Origin of the sequence: Frankia sp. AiPa1 (assembly GCF_023243075.1) — a bacterium.
Taxonomy (GTDB): Bacteria; Actinomycetota; Actinomycetes; order Frankiales; family Frankiaceae; genus Frankia.
This window is the reverse complement of record NZ_JALKFZ020000107.1, coordinates 1-14255: the sequence shown is the minus strand read 5'-3', so window position 1 is coordinate 14255 and position 14255 is coordinate 1. Positions and strand designations below refer to the sequence as shown.

Genomic DNA, 14255 nt, shown 5'->3' with positions numbered 1-14255 from the left:
CCCCCCCCCCCCCCCCCCCCCCCCCCCCCCCCCCCCGATTTTTATTGAAACGGGGACCACCGATATATACACAATAGGTGTGTCGTCGGCTGGTTGATTTTTTTATAAGAGACAGCCCCCCCCCCCGCGCGGGGGGGCGGCCCCCCCCCCCGAGCCCGGCGGAGCAGGCTGACAATCCCGTGGAGGCGGTGGCTTCCTCCTCGGATGCCGGCCCGGATCCCACGGCAGTGCGCGCGGACGCCGACGCGGGCCCGACATCCGATCCCGACGAGCGGCCCGATCCCGACGAGCGGCCCGGCACCAGGGTCGGTGATCTCGAATCGGCGCTGGCGGGCGTACTCGCCTTCCTGCGCCGTCGCATCACCGGCGACTACGTCATCGACGAGCACGGCTTCGATCCCGACCTGACCGAGCATGTGATCGCACCGCTGCTTCGCCCGGTGTACCGGGACTACTTCCGGGTGGAGACCCGGGGGCTGGAGAACATCCCGGACACCGGGGGAGCCCTGGTGGTCGCCAATCATTCCGGCACGCTGCCCATCGACGCCCTGATGATGGCACTGGCCATTCTCGACCATCACCCCGCGCATCGTAACCTGCGGATGCTTGCGGCCGATCTGGTGTTCGCGATGCCGTTTCTGGCCCCGCTGGCCCGCAAGACCGGTAACACACTGGCGTGCCAGGCGGACGCCGAACGGCTGCTGAACGCCGGTCATCTTGTGGGCGTGTGGCCGGAGGGTTTCAAAGGAGTGGGAAAGCCCTTCCGCGAGCGATACACCCTCCAGCGCTTCGGCCGCGGTGGATTCGTCTCCGCAGCGCTGCGCACCGGGACACCCATCATCCCCTGCACGATCGTCGGGGCCGAGGAGATATATCCGATGATCGGAAACGCGAAGTCGCTCGCGCGCCTCCTCGGCCTTCCCTACCTGCCGATCACGCCCACGTTTCCGTGGTTGGGGCTGCTCGGTCTCGTCCCGCTGCCGTCAAAATGGTACATCGAGTTCGGTGAGCCGGTACCCACCGATCAACATCCGCCTGGGGCGGCGGAGGACCCGATGCTCGTTTTCGAACTTACCGACAGCATTCGCGAGACGATTCAGCACACGCTCTACAGCCTTCTGATGCAACGCCGCTCGGTTTTCTTCTGACCGGCGTGTCCGGAGCCCGGAGGTTCCGCAGTGCTCCGTTCGGCGATCAGGCGCTGACGACGCGGCGACGCAGGGCCATCCCGGCGGCGACGCCACCGGCCAGCGCGCCGGCCCCGGCGGCGGCTGGTATGCCGATCTTGACGGCTTTGCGGGCGGTGCGGAAGTCCTTGATCGGCCAGTCTCGCTCGCGGGCGATCGCCTTCAGGTCCGGATCCGGATTGATGGCGACCGGATGGCCGACCAGAGACAGCAGCGGAAGATCGTTGATCGAGTCGGAGTAGGCCCAGCAGCGGGACAGGTCGAGGCCTTCCCGCTCGGCGAGGGCCTGTACCGCCTCGGCCTTGGCCTGGCCGTGCAGCAGGCCACCGACCAGCCGACCGGTGTAGGCGCCGTCGCTCACCTCGCTGACCGTGCCGAGCGCCCCGCTCAGGCCCAGACGACGGGCGATGACCGAGGCCAGCTCCACCGGGGTCGCGGTCACGAGCCAGACCCGCTGGCCGGCGTCGAGGTGCTGCTGCGCGAGCGCGTGCGTACCCGAGTAGATCTGCTCCGCCATCCGCTCGTCGTAGATCTCCTCGCCGTAACGGACGATCTCCGCCACGGACCGGCCGGCGACGAAGGCGAGAGCCGTTTCCCGGGCGTCCCGCATGCCGTCCGGGTTCTCCTGGCCGCGTAGCCGGTAGGTCAGGTGCTGCAGCCCGAAGCGGATCAGGTCACGCGAGTCGAAGAAATCCCGAGCCGCCAGACCCCGGGCGAAGTAGAAGATCGACGCTCCGGCCATCATCGTGTTGTCGACATCGAAGAAGGCAGCTGTCGACTCGTCGAACGGCGGGCGGGGGACCTCCTCCGCGGCGACCTTCAACGCGGCGATCGCCGCGGCCTCGGCCGCCTGCCTGGTCTCGGCCACACCCCTGCGTCGCACCCTCATCTGTCATCTCCAAGCAGTCGGCGGTGGAGCCCGGGAGGCTGGCCCTACCGTGCTTCGCCAGACGGTGCCGGCCCACCGGCGGCCCGCCCCGCGCGGTCGCTGGGTCGTGCGTGCGCGTCCTGGCTCATCGACCTGTCGTCAGAGTACGGTGCGATCGCACCCGGCGACCGCATCCGGAGTGGATCTGACGGCGCGAAAGTGCCGGCAACGAAACAAAAACGCCCCCATCCCGCGCTGAACCGTTGAATTATTGCGCGCATCGAGGTGGCTGGCCGGTGCATCTGGTGTCAGGTGGCTTCGAGGGCCGGCAGGGAGCGGGCCAGCGTGCGCACGGCCCGCAGCTGCAGTGCCCGGATCGCCCCCTCGTTGCGGCCCATCGCCAGGGCCGTCTCCCGTACCGAGAGCCCCTCGAGGAAACGCAGCGCGACGCACTCCCGCTGATCTGGGCGCAGGCGGCGGATCGCCGCCAGCAGTTCCTGGTGGGTCAGGCCAGTCACGATCAGCTCCTCAGGCCCGGGCGTCACCTGTGTCATGGTCCGGTCGGCGGCGGCGAGGACGTCGGCGGTCGGGATCTCGAAGCGGCGTCTCGCGGAGCGGGCCTGGTCGACCATCAGATTGCGGGCGATGGTGATGAACCAGGCGCCGATGTCACGTCCCTGCCAGCGGAACGCCCCGATCGTCCGAAGTGCGCGCAGGAACGTCTCGCTGACGACATCTTCGGCCGCCGCCGGATCTCCGCCCACTCGGTAGAGCGCATACCGGAACACGAGGTCGGCGTAGTGGTCGTACAACGCACCGAAAGCGTCGCTGTCCCCCCTGCGCGCGCGGGCGACCAGTGCCGCGCGCTCGCGGTCTGACGGTCCGCCTGGATCCGGCTCGCCGTCCGGACCTGGAGCCGGCTCGGCGAGCGGGGCGGTGGCATCCCGGAGAAGACGGGCCGGGCCGGCGTCGGTCGGCGCGGTGCCGGGAGTGGCGGTGCCGGGAGTGGTGGTGCCGGGAGTGGTGCCAGAGCCGAGAGCCGTGGGACCAGCCGGTGCGCTCGTCGCGCGTGGCCCAGCGGATGGGCCGGTCGCCGCGACCGCCGTGGTGAGTATCCACCGGCGGAGCTGGCGCAGGCCGACACGGGCGTCAGGCCAGCCGCTCGGGGGGATCGCGACGGGCGCCCGCCACACGTCCCGGCCTCGCCGGCTGGCGGCAAGACCAGCGGCGACGCTGGTGAACGTGCAGTCGGTCACGGCCCGGACTCCGGAGGATGGGTCGCGCGAGACTGGCAGCGAAACCCCGGTGGATAAGGACTCAGGTAGCTGAGTGTAGCCGCATGACTCGCCGGCGGCCGCTGGAGATCCCGTCTGTACCGCGTGCGGCGGCTCTCGGGCGGCCGGACCCGGCGTCCGCTGGACTTACCATCGGGGTATGAACCCCGACGGGCCAGGAGACGGGCCGGCATCGGCGGAAGCGGACGGCGAGGCACGCATCACGCTGCTCACCCGGGTGGGTTGCCATCTGTGTGACACCGCGCGCGACGCGATCATCCGGGTGGCGCGGCGGGAGGGGGTCGGCTGGCGCGAGGTCGATGTCGACTCCGCGCCGCACCTGGCCGAGGAGTACGGCGACCGGGTGCCGGTGACCCTGGTCGACGGCCGCGAGCACGGCTACTGGCGCGTCGAGGAGGAGCGGCTGCGCCGCGCCCTGGCCGGCAGCCGATGGTCCCTGTGGTCCCCTGGTCGTCACTGACCGGTGCTCCGAACCCTTTCGTGCACTTCGTGAATCGCTTCACGAAGTCGTAGACTGCCCGACGACATCTGACTTGTGGTGCCGAACCTTGGCGGGATCGGCGAGGCCACGGATACGGGCCCGCGGTTCTCGGCGGGATCGTGTGCCCGCGCAGCGCTGGACGCGCGCCCACAGATCGGAGCCGCGGATGAGCCAGCCACGGCGTCGCCCAGCGGTGATCCGGCGACGATCTCGCAGTGAACCGGCCGCCGGCCGCTCATCGGTGCCGGAGGCGACGGTGGCGCGCCTCCCGCTCTACCTCCGCGTGCTGACGGCTCTGGCCGACAGCGGTGTGCACACTGTGTCGTCCGACACACTCGCGAGCGCTGCTGGTGTCACCTCCGCGAAAGTCCGCAAGGACCTCTCGCACCTTGGCTCCTACGGCACGCGTGGGGTCGGTTACGAGGTGGATGTCCTGCTGGACTGCATCGCTACGCGGCTCGGCCTCACCGAGGACCGTTGCGTCCTGCTGGTCGGGGTGGGCAATCTCGGTCATGCGCTTGCCGGTTACGGGGGGTTTCATGCCCGTGGTTTCCGTATCGTGGCTCTGGTCGACGCGGATCCTGACCGGGTCGGCGAGCGGGTCGGCACGGTGGTCGTCCGCCCGGTCGACGAGCTGGAGCAGGTGATCGTCGAATGTGCCGTCACGATCGGGGTGATCTGCACCCCGGCGGCCGCGGCCCAGCAGGTGTGTGACCGGCTGGTGGCCGCGGGGGTCACGAGCATCCTCAACTTTGCCCCCACGGTGTTGACGGTGCCGGAAGGGGTGGACGTGCGTAAGGTCGACCTTGCCGTGGAGCTGCAGATTCTCTCGTTCCACGAGGCTCGCAAGCGGCTGGCCGGGCCCGCGGACGCGCAGCCCCCACCCGAGGAGACCTCGCCGGTCGGTGACTCCGGCCTTGCTGGCGACTCCTCGCTCTCCGGTGATCTCGGGCTGTCCGGTGATCTCGGGCTCTCCGGTGATACCGGGCTCCCCGGTGACGTCAGGGTGGCCGGTGACCTCGGGATGGCCGGTGGTACCGGGAATCACGCCAGGGCCGCGGAGCGCCTCGAGGCGCCTTCGGCCGTCAACGATCACCGGTCTGGTGGGGTGCCGTCGGTGCCCGCCGAGACCGAGGCGCTCGGCGCGCCGGGTGGCGCGGGCGCGCCCGGTAGCGCGCCTGGTAGCGCACCCGGCGCGCAGAGCACTGCCGGGGTCAGCTCTCGGCCGGACAGGGTGAGAACCGAGACGGATGGGGTCGTGCGGGTGACTCGTCAAGCCGGACAGGCACGGCCGGCGCAGGCCGTGCACGAGGTCGGACCCCCCTGGCCGGGGCGGGCAGGGGGGCCGGTTCCTCCCCTCGGCGCCATGTGCGTGACCTTGGCGTCCGCTTCCACGCGCCTGGGCGGTGCGCCGATCCGATCCGGCCAGCCGCTGGGAGGCGCCCTGCCACGGAACCCGGGTTCGGTGGGCGGTGGGCAGGCGTGAGCCTTCTCGCCGTGGGGCTCAACCACCACACCGCGCCGACGTCGCTGCTGGAACAGGCCTCCGTTTCCCCCACTGACGCGCCGAAGGTCCTGCACGACCTGACGGCGGCGGCACACGTCACCGAGGCAGTCGTCCTCTCCACCTGTAACCGCACCGAGTTCTACGCGGAGGTGGAGACCTTCCACGGCGGCGTGGCGGACATCTCCGACCAGTTGAGCCGCATCTGCGGGATCGACCTCGCGGATCTGGCCGGCCACCTCTATGTCCACCACGACGCGCGCGCGGTCGGACACCTGTTCTCCGTCGTCTGCGGGCTGGACTCAATGCTCGTCGGGGAGTCCCAGATCCTGGGGCAGGTCCGCGGCGCGTTCCGGGCGGCCCAGGACGCCGGGGCCGTCGGTGGCGGGCTGTCCGGCCTGTTCCAGGCGGCCCTGCGGGTCGGTAAACGCGCGCACTCCGAGACGTCGATCGACGCCGCCGGGGCGTCGATCGTCGCGGTGGGCATCCAGTTGGCCGCCGCGAGCCTCGGCGTCCTCGGGGAGGCACCGGCCGCGCCGATAGCCGCCCCGGGCCTGTCGCCCGCCACCGCTGTAGCCACTGCGGCCGACGCGGCCGACGCGGCTGGCGGGGCGACGGCGCCGGTGTCCGATCCGGTCGAGGCGCCACCGCTGGCCGGTGCTCGGGTGCTGCTGGTCGGTGCGGGTGCGGTCGGATCGCTGGCGGCACAGACCGCCCGGCGTGCCGGTGCGTCGGACATCGTGATCACCAATCGCACGGCGACCCGGGCCGCCCGGGTCGCCGAGATGCACGGCGGCCGGGTCGCGGGCCTGGCGGAGCTGCCCCACGAGCTCACGATGGCCGATCTGGTGATCTCCTCCACCGGGGCCGCGGGTCTGGTCATCGACCGGGACGCGGTGGCGGCGGGGCTCGCCGGCCGGGGTGGGCGTCCCCTGGTCTTCCTGGACCTCGCGCTGCCCCACGACATCGACCCGAGCGTGCGCGAACTGCCGGGCGTCAGCCTCATCGACATCGAGACATTGCGCGTCGCGTTGGACGGCGCCCAGGTGGGGCACGACGTCGAGGCCGTCCGCGGCCTGGTAGCGGCCGAGGTCGCGGGATTCCTGGGCCGGCGCCGCGCCGGCCGGGTCGCACCGACCGTGGTGGCGCTGCGCGCCCACGCCGACTCGGTGGTCGGCGGGGAACTCGTCCGCTTGCGTACTCGCCTGCCCGACCTGGACGATCGGGAGTGGGAACAGGTGGAAGGCGCTGTCCGCCGCGTCGTGGACAAGCTGCTGCACGCCCCGACCGTGCGCGTCCAGCAGCTGGCCGGCGCACCCGGTGGCGACTCCTACGCGGAGGCGCTGCGGGAACTGTTCGATCTACCGCGCGAGGTGCCCGCCGTGGTGTCCGCGCCAGATCTTGATCTTGTGGAGCATTCGTGACGGCGAACGACCCGACCAGCAACGACGCTGATCCGGCACAGCCACGAGCCGCGGTGCGTGCCCGGTTCGCCGGCCGTCGGCTTCGGCTGGGCACCCGCCGTTCGGCGCTGGCGATGGCCCAGTCCGCGATGATCGCCGACCGGTTGCGGGCCGAGGTCGGCTGCGCGGTCGACCTGGTCCCGATCGTCACCTCCGGGGATCGTTCGTCCGCGGAGATCAGCCAGATCGGCGGGACCGGGGTGTTCGTCAGCGCACTGCGGGACGCGCTGCGCGACGGCGAGATCGACTTCGCCGTGCACTCGCTCAAGGATCTGCCCACTGCCACCCCGGCGGGCCTGGTACTTGCCGCCGTTCCGCGCCGGGAGGACCCCCGGGACGTGGTGGTCTCGCCGAGCGGACGACGCCTCGCCGAGCTCGGGCGGGGCGCGCTGGTCGCCACCGGCGCGCCGCGGCGAGCCGCTCAGCTGCACGCCATGGGGCTCGGCCTGGACGTCGTGGCGATCCGCGGCAACGTCGACACCCGGATCAAGAAGGCCATTGACGGTGAGGTCGATGCGGTCGTCCTCGCCTACGCCGGGCTGGCCCGCCTGGATCGGCTCGACGCCGTCACCGAGGTCCTCGCGCCCGAGGCGATGCTGCCGTCACCCGGGCAGGGGGCCCTGGCCATCGAATGCCTTGATGGGCGTGGTCTCGTGGTGGCCGGACCGGCGCGGGCGTTGATCGGTGATGTCACGCACCGTGATGCAGCCCCCGCCGGGTTCCAGGACATGTCGGAGCCAGAGAGCGCACGTCCGGGATCGTCCAGTGGCCAAACGTGGCCAGATGATGGTCAGCCCATCGATGGCGCCCTTGCCGAGCTGCTACGGTTTGTGCTCGATGACGCATCGTCGTCCATCGCGGTGAGGGCGGAACGCGCGTTCCTCGCCGCGATCGAGGCCGGCTGCACCGCCCCGGTCGGCGCCCTGGCAGAGGTTGAGCCGGCGCCGGTGGCGGGCAAGGGCACTGCTGTAGCCGGCCCGGCAGCGGCTGGCAGAGTGGCAGCGGCCGGCGATGCGTCCCCCGCGGGTCGACTGCGCCTGCGGGCGGTCGTCGCCGCGCCGGATGGCAGCACGGTCCTCCGACGCGACGTGACCGGGTCCGCCGTCGACCCGGAGGCGCTCGGGAAGCGCCTCGCGGACGACATGCTGTCCGCCGGAGCACACTCGCTGATGGGAACTAGCTGAGCATGGCCACCCGACGCACGAAGAAGCCCATCTCCCCGGTCGCGCTGGTCGGCGCCGGTCCCCGAGACCCGGGCCTGTTGACCGTCCTCGCGGTCGAGACCCTGGCGGCGGCTGACCTCGTCGTCGCCGATCCTGAGGTGGCGCCGGCCGTGGTGGAGAACCTCTCCGCTGAAGTGCTGCGCATCGGCGATCTCGAGGCGTCCAAGCCGATCCGGGACGCCGAGGCGGCGACGGCCGCCGTCGTGAGCCGGGCCCGTGCCGGCGACCGGGTGGTCCGGCTCTACGCGTCCGACCCGTGGCTGACCCGGATCGGCGCCGCCGACGCGCAGGCGCTGGCGAAGGCACGCATTCCGTACCGGGTGGTGCCCGGAGTGCTCACCGGTGCCGCGGTGGCCACCTACGCCGGTGTCGCGCCCGGCTCGCAGATCACCTTCGCCACCACCTCCGGCGTCTTCTCATCCTCGGGCACCCTGCCCGCGCCGTCACCGTTCGGCGGCACGGAGACGGTCGGGCCGCTGACCGCGCCCGGTTTCGGCGCCGGCCGGCTGGGCGCCCGTCCCCTGGGCGGGCTCGGCGGCGGGCTCGGCTCGGGCCTGGGCGGCGGCTTCGGCTCACCGCTGGGCCTTGGCGGCGGTGGCTTCGGTGGCTTCGGGGCACCGGTGCCCTCGCCTGGCGACATCGACTGGGGGGCGCTCGCGCAGACCCCGGGAACCCTCGTCGTGACCGCGGCGCCGGCCGAGACCGGCAAGGTCGCGGCCGCCCTGGTCGAACACGGCCGCCCCGGTGACACCCCGGTCGCGGTGACAGTGGACGGCACCACCACCGACCAGCGAACGATCTCCTCCACGCTGGATCGGCTGGAGGCCGACGTCACGCCGCTGCTGTCCGCCTCCCAGGCGGCGATCACCCAGGTCGTGATCTCGGTGGGGCCGGTGGTCGCCACCCGCTCGAAGTTGTCATGGTGGGAGACCCGCTCGCTGTTCGGCTGGACGGTGCTGGTTCCCCGGACCAAGGAGCAGGCGGCGATCCTGTCCGACCTGCTGCGTTCGCATGGCGCGAGCCCACTCGAGGTCCCGACGATCGCGGTGGAGCCGCCGCGGACGGCGGCCCCGATGGAACGCGCGATCACCGGTCTGGTCTCCGGGCGGTACCAGTGGGTTGCCTTCACCTCGGTGAACGCCGTGCGCGCCGTGCAGGAGAAGGTCGAGGAGCGCAGCCTGGACGCCCGCGCGTTCGCCGGGGTCAAGGTGGCCGCGATCGGCGAGGCGACGGCGGATGCGCTGCGCGCGTTCGGGATCCGGCCGGATCTTGTCCCGGCGGGACAGCAGTCCAGCGAGGGTCTGCTGGAGGACTGGCCGGAGTTCGACGAGTCGCTCGACCTGCTTGACCGAGTGCTTCTGCCCCGGGCCGACATCGCGACCGAGACCCTGGTCGCCGGCCTGAAGGATCGCGGCTGGCAGGTCGATGACGTCACCGCCTACCGAACGGTGCGCGCCGCGCCGCCGCCCGCGCCGATCCGTGAGGCCCTCAAGGGGGGCCGGGTGGACGCCGTGGTGTTCACCTCCTCCTCGACCGTGCGCAATCTGGTCGGGATCGCGGGCAAGCCGCATGAGACGACGGTGATCGCCGTGATCGGCCCGGCCACGGCGGCGACCGCCCAGGAACTCGGCCTGCGGGTGGATATCCAGGCCCCGGAGGCGTCGATTCCGGCCCTTGTCGGCGCCCTGGCCGATTTCGCCGCCGAGAATCGCGAGGAACTCGGCAAGATCGGGCCACTGGCGGCCCGCCTACCCAAGCCCCGGCGCGGCTCCCGGCGGTGAGCCACGTCGGCGACGACCGGTAGGGCGGGCCCATACCAGAAGGGGTGACCTCGTTGACCGGACTGCCGGAGCGACCTGCACTGCCGGAGCGACCTGGAACTGCCGGCGGCCGACCCGACGTCGGCGGCCGTGCCCGCGCGGCCGGCTATCCGCACGTCCGGCCGCGCCGCCTGCGCCGCTCGCCCGCGCTGCGCAGACTGGTCGCGGGCGTGCGGGTGGCGCCGGCCGACCTGGTACTCCCGATGTTCGTCAAGGAGGGTCTCGACGGCCCGGTCGAGATCGCCTCGATGCCCGGGGTGGTCCAGCACTCGCGTTCCTCGCTGCGCAAGGCCGCGGTGGAAGCGGCCGAAGCCGGTGTCGGTGGGCTGATCCTGTTCGGCGTGCCGGTGCACAAGGACGCGCGTGGCTCGGCGGCCGACGACCCGGACGGGATCGTCCAGCGCGCGCTCGCCGATCTCACGAGCGAAGTCGGTGGCGACATCGTGCTGATGACCGACCTGTGTCTGGACGAGTACACCGACCACGGGCACTGTGGCCTGCTCACGGCCCAGGGCGAGGTGGACAACGACGCCACCCTGGAGCGCTACGCCGCGATCGCCCTCGCCCAGGCCCGCGCGGGTGCCGAGGTCGTCGCTCCGAGCGGCATGATGGACGGCCAGGTGGGGGCCATCCGGGCCGCCCTGGACGCTGAGGGTTTCACTGACCTGCCGATCCTCGCCTACTCGGCGAAGTACGCCTCGGCCTTCTACGGCCCGTTCCGTGACGCGGCGCAGTGTGCGCCGCAGTTCGGTGATCGGGCCGGCTATCAGCAGGATCCGGCCCGGTCGGTGCGCGAGGCGCTGCGGGAGGTGGCGCTCGACCTCGCCGAGGGCGCCGACGCGGTCATGGTCAAGCCGGCGCTGGCCTACCTGGACGTCCTGCGTGCCGTCGCGGACACCGTGGACGTGCCCGTCGCGGCCTACCAGGTCTCCGGTGAGTACGCGATGGTCGAGGCAGCCGGCGCCGCGGGTTGGATCGACCGGGACCGCACCATCGCCGAGACGCTCACCGCCATCGCCCGGGCCGGCGCGGACATCATCCTCACCTACTGGGCCGTTGAGGCCGCGCGCTGGTTGCGGGCCGGCCGCTGGTAGGCCGCGCCCCTGCCCTGGTGTCCTTACCGGGCGGGGACCGGGTCGGTGCCGGGCCGGCGGGTGACGCCGTCCGCACAGCTGGCCGGATGGTGGGATAGCTACGACACGTCAACGGGACGGTACTTTTCCGGCTGGCCGGACGACGGTGCTCCGTCGAAAGTGGCTGTCGGCATGCAGGCAGGTCTGCTGGCGGCCAGGCACGGGCGCCCACCGGCGGACCGCGGCGCCGTCGCCGACGGGCACATCCCGTGACCGCGCCCGAAGTCGCAGCTGACGGCGGGTATGCCCGGCTGGCCGGGGTTCTGGCTGGCGCGGGCGGCCCTATCCTCTCGTTGGGTAGCCGGCTCCTGGCATGAGCGTGACATGCGTCGCTTCGACCCAGATACCCCCTGGGGGTAGTGGTGAACGGTACCGGGGAGGGGTAGCTTTCGGGATGTCGGACCTACCGAGTACCTGACCTATCGGGTACCTGATCTAGGGATGAGGGCCACCGATGACCACTACCGCCTACACCGTGACCGGGATGAACTGTGGCCACTGCGTCGCGTCGGTGACCGAGGAGCTGGAGCGGCTGCCCACGGTCTCCAGCATCACGGTCGATCTCGCCGATGGTCGGGTCACGGTCGTCAGTGAGCAGGAACTGGCGGACGGCGAGGTCCAGGCCGCCATCTCGGAGGCCGGCTTCGAACTCGTCGGGCGCTCCAGCTGACCCGGTGATCGTTTCGGGGTGTCCCGGACCGCCGGTGCGCAGGCGTGCCAGCGGCCGGAAGGGGAACGCGTATGACCAGGACCAGTACTGAATCCGCCGGGCCCGACCGGGTCGAGCTCGCGATCGGCGGGATGACCTGCTCGTCCTGCGCGGCGCGGGTGGAGCGAAAGCTCAACCGGCTTGGCGGGGTGAGCGCCACGGTCAACTACGCCACCGAGAAGGCGACCATCACCCTGGGCGGCCCAGACCCTGACGGCGGCACCGAAGTCTCGGTCGACGACCTGATCCAGACCGTACGGGCCGCCGGCTACACGGCGAGCCGGCCCGATCGGCCACCGGCGCCGGCCGGGACGCAGCCGGCCGGGACGCAGCCGGCCGGGACGGCGGGGGGACCGGCGACCACGCAGGACGAGCCGGGCGGCAGTGCGGACCTGCGGGCGATGCGGCGGCGCCTGGTCGTTTCGGCAGCCCTGGCCGTGCCGGTGGTCGTGCTCGCGATGGTGCCGGCCTGGCAGTTCGACTACTGGCAGTGGGCCAGTCTCGCCCTGACGACGCCGGTGGTGGTCTGGGGGGCCTGGCCCTTCCACGCCGCGGCAGCCCGGGGGGCCCGGCACGGCGCGGCGACCATGGACACCCTGGTCTCGCTTGGCACACTTGCCGCGTTCGCCTGGTCGCTCTATGCGCTGATCTTCGGTGGCGCCGGGGATCCCGGCATGCGGCACGCGTTCTCGCTCACCGGTGGCCTGATCGATGCCGGTACGCATCCGCACCCGCCACAGATGCGTGACCTACCGGGAATGACGGGCATGCCGGGTATGGCCGCCCCGAGTGGCGCCGAGAGCGCGAGCCGCGCGGAGATCTACCTGGAGGTCGCCGCGGGTGTTCCGGTGTTCCTGCTGGCTGGACGGTTCCTGGAGTTGCGGGCCCGGCGCCGGTCCGGGGCGGCGCTGCGGGCGCTGCTGCATCTTGGCGCCCAGGAGGTCATGGTTCGTCGACCCGCGGGCGCACTCGTCGAGGTTCGAGTGCCCATCGAGGACCTGCGCGTCGGCGAGGAGTTCGTCGTCCGCCCAGGCGAGAAGATCGCCACCGACGGTATCGTCATCGAGGGCCGCTCCGCGGTCGACGCGAGCATGGTGACGGGGGAGTCGGTACCGATCGAGGTCGGCCCCGGGGACGCCGTGGTCGGTGCCACGGTGAACGCCGGCGGCCGCCTGGTCGTGCGGGCGAACCGGGTCGGCGCCGACACGCAGCTCGCGCGGATCGCGTCGCTCGTCGAGCAGGCGCAGAGCGGCAAGGCGAAAATCCAACGGCTGGCCGACCGGGTCTCGGCCGTGTTCGTCCCGGTTGTGATCGTCGCTGCCCTCGCCACGCTGGGCGGATGGCTGGCCGCCGGAGCGTCGCCGACCGACGCGTTCACCGCCGCGGTGGCGGTTCTGATCATCGCCTGTCCCTGCGCGCTGGGGCTGGCCACGCCGACGGCGCTGCTGGTAGGCACGGGGCGCGGGGCGCAGCTCGGCATCGTGATCCGCGGGCCCGAGGCGCTCGAGTCGACCCGCCGGATCCAGACCGTCCTGCTGGACAAGACCGGAACGCTGACCAGCGGCCGGATGCAGGTGGTGGCGGTGCGACCCGCGCCGGGCGAGGACGCCGCCGAGGTGCTGCGGGTCGCCGGGGCCGCCGAGGACGGCAGTGAGCATCCGATCGGCCGGGCCATCGTGCGGGCCGCGGCGGCCAGCGGCCCCCTGCCACCCGCGGCGGAGTTCGCCGGGGACGCGGGGCTCGGCGTGCGCGCCGTGGTCGAGGGCCGCCGGGTCGTGGTCGGGCGGGACAGCCTGTTCGGCGAACTGCCGGCCGCGTTGGCCGAAGCGCTGGCCCAGGCGCGGGCACTCGGTCACACCGTCGTCGTCGTCGGCTGGGCGGGCCAGCCCCGCGGCCTGATCAGCGTCGCCGACAGCCTGCGGCCCACCGCGGTGGCCGCCGTCGCCGATCTGCGCCGGCTCGGGCTGCGCCCCATCCTGCTCACCGGAGACTCGGCCGCCGTCGCGCGGGCCGTGGCCACCGAGGTCGGCATCGCGCCCGGCGACGTTATCGCCGAGGTGCTGCCCGAGGAGAAGGTGGCGACGGTGCGCCGCCTGCAGGCGCAGGGCCAGTCCGTCGCGATGGTGGGGGACGGCGTGAACGACGCGGCCGCCCTCGCCCAGGCGGATCTCGGCATCGCGATGGGTGGTGGGACGGATGCGGCGATCGAGGCGTCCGATCTCACCCTGGTGCACGGCGACCCGAGACTGATCGGTGCGGCGATCCGGCTGTCGCGCGCGACCCTGCGCACGATCCGGGGCAACCTCGGCTGGGCGTTCGGCTACAACGTGGCCGCCCTGCCACTGGCCGCCGCCGGGCTGCTCAACCCGATGATCGCGGGAGCCGCGATGGCGTTCAGCTCGGTGTTCGTCGTGACGAACAGCCTGCGGCTGCGCCGGTTCGGTGCAGGCCCCCGGGGGGGGGGGGGGGGGGGGGGGGGGGGGGGGGGGGGGGGGGGGGGGCGGGGGGGGGGGGGGGGCGGGCGGGGGGGGGGGGCGGGGGGGGCGCCGCGGGCGGGGGGCGGCGCGGCGCG

Annotated in this window: 11 protein-coding genes and 1 pseudogene; 9 read left to right on the top strand and 3 right to left on the bottom strand. The window is 72.5% G+C overall.

Annotation, left to right across the window (positions count from 1 at the left end; genetic code table 11):
- Window positions 1–223, bottom strand: a pseudogene (locus MXD95_RS08750) (hypothetical protein); the annotation flags it as partial.
- Window positions 224–227: 4 nt separating this feature from the next.
- Here MXD95_RS08750 and MXD95_RS08745 point away from each other — a divergent pair.
- The gene (locus tag MXD95_RS08745) at window positions 228–1148 is read left to right on the top strand and encodes a lysophospholipid acyltransferase family protein (RefSeq protein ID WP_250640044.1); all 921 of its coding nucleotides are present in this window, start codon (window positions 228–230) and stop codon (window positions 1146–1148) included.
- A gap of 46 nt (window positions 1149–1194) precedes the next feature.
- Here the strand turns inward: MXD95_RS08745 and MXD95_RS08740 are convergent, their stop codons facing one another.
- Together MXD95_RS08740 and MXD95_RS08735 are read right to left on the bottom strand one after the other, a co-directional pair.
- The gene (locus MXD95_RS08740) at window positions 1195–2076 is read right to left on the bottom strand and encodes an HAD family hydrolase (RefSeq protein WP_250640043.1); all 882 of its coding nucleotides are present in this window, start codon (window positions 2074–2076) and stop codon (window positions 1195–1197) included.
- A 287-nt stretch (window positions 2077–2363) separates the two neighbouring features.
- A complete protein-coding gene (locus tag MXD95_RS08735; protein ID WP_250640042.1) occupies window positions 2364–3311 on the bottom strand; it encodes a sigma-70 family RNA polymerase sigma factor in 948 nt (315 codons plus the stop codon).
- Window positions 3312–3489: 178 nt separating this feature from the next.
- Here MXD95_RS08735 and MXD95_RS08730 point away from each other — a divergent pair, with 178 nt between their 5' ends.
- The 8 genes from MXD95_RS08730 to MXD95_RS08695 form a co-directional block, all read left to right on the top strand.
- On the top strand, window positions 3490–3810 hold the full coding sequence (locus MXD95_RS08730; RefSeq protein WP_250640041.1) for a glutaredoxin family protein: 321 nt from the start codon (window positions 3490–3492) through the stop codon (window positions 3808–3810).
- A gap of 277 nt (window positions 3811–4087) precedes the next feature.
- Window positions 4088–5317, top strand: coding sequence for a redox-sensing transcriptional repressor Rex (locus tag MXD95_RS08725; protein ID WP_250640040.1), 1230 nt, complete (start codon window positions 4088–4090; stop codon window positions 5315–5317).
- On the top strand, window positions 5314–6759 hold the full coding sequence (locus MXD95_RS08720) for a glutamyl-tRNA reductase (protein ID WP_250640039.1): 1446 nt from the start codon (window positions 5314–5316) through the stop codon (window positions 6757–6759). The genes MXD95_RS08725 and MXD95_RS08720 overlap by 4 nt, the downstream gene beginning before the upstream one ends.
- A complete protein-coding gene (gene hemC, locus MXD95_RS08715; protein WP_250640038.1) occupies window positions 6756–7982 on the top strand; it encodes a hydroxymethylbilane synthase in 1227 nt (408 codons plus the stop codon). Before MXD95_RS08720 ends, hemC begins: the two co-directional genes overlap by 4 nt.
- Window positions 7983–7984: 2 nt before the next feature.
- The gene (locus MXD95_RS08710) at window positions 7985–9802 is read left to right on the top strand and encodes a bifunctional uroporphyrinogen-III C-methyltransferase/uroporphyrinogen-III synthase (RefSeq protein WP_250640037.1); all 1818 of its coding nucleotides are present in this window, start codon (window positions 7985–7987) and stop codon (window positions 9800–9802) included.
- Window positions 9803–9882: 80 nt separating this feature from the next.
- Complete coding sequence (gene hemB / locus MXD95_RS08705; RefSeq protein WP_250640045.1) at window positions 9883–10935, top strand: porphobilinogen synthase; 1053 nt, start codon at window positions 9883–9885, stop codon at window positions 10933–10935.
- A gap of 493 nt (window positions 10936–11428) precedes the next feature.
- A complete protein-coding gene (locus MXD95_RS08700) occupies window positions 11429–11644 on the top strand; it encodes a heavy-metal-associated domain-containing protein (RefSeq protein WP_250640036.1) in 216 nt (71 codons plus the stop codon).
- Between the two features lie 71 nt (window positions 11645–11715).
- Window positions 11716–14255: heavy metal translocating P-type ATPase (locus MXD95_RS08695; protein ID WP_250640035.1), on the top strand; the 2540-nt coding region annotated here is incomplete at its 3' end.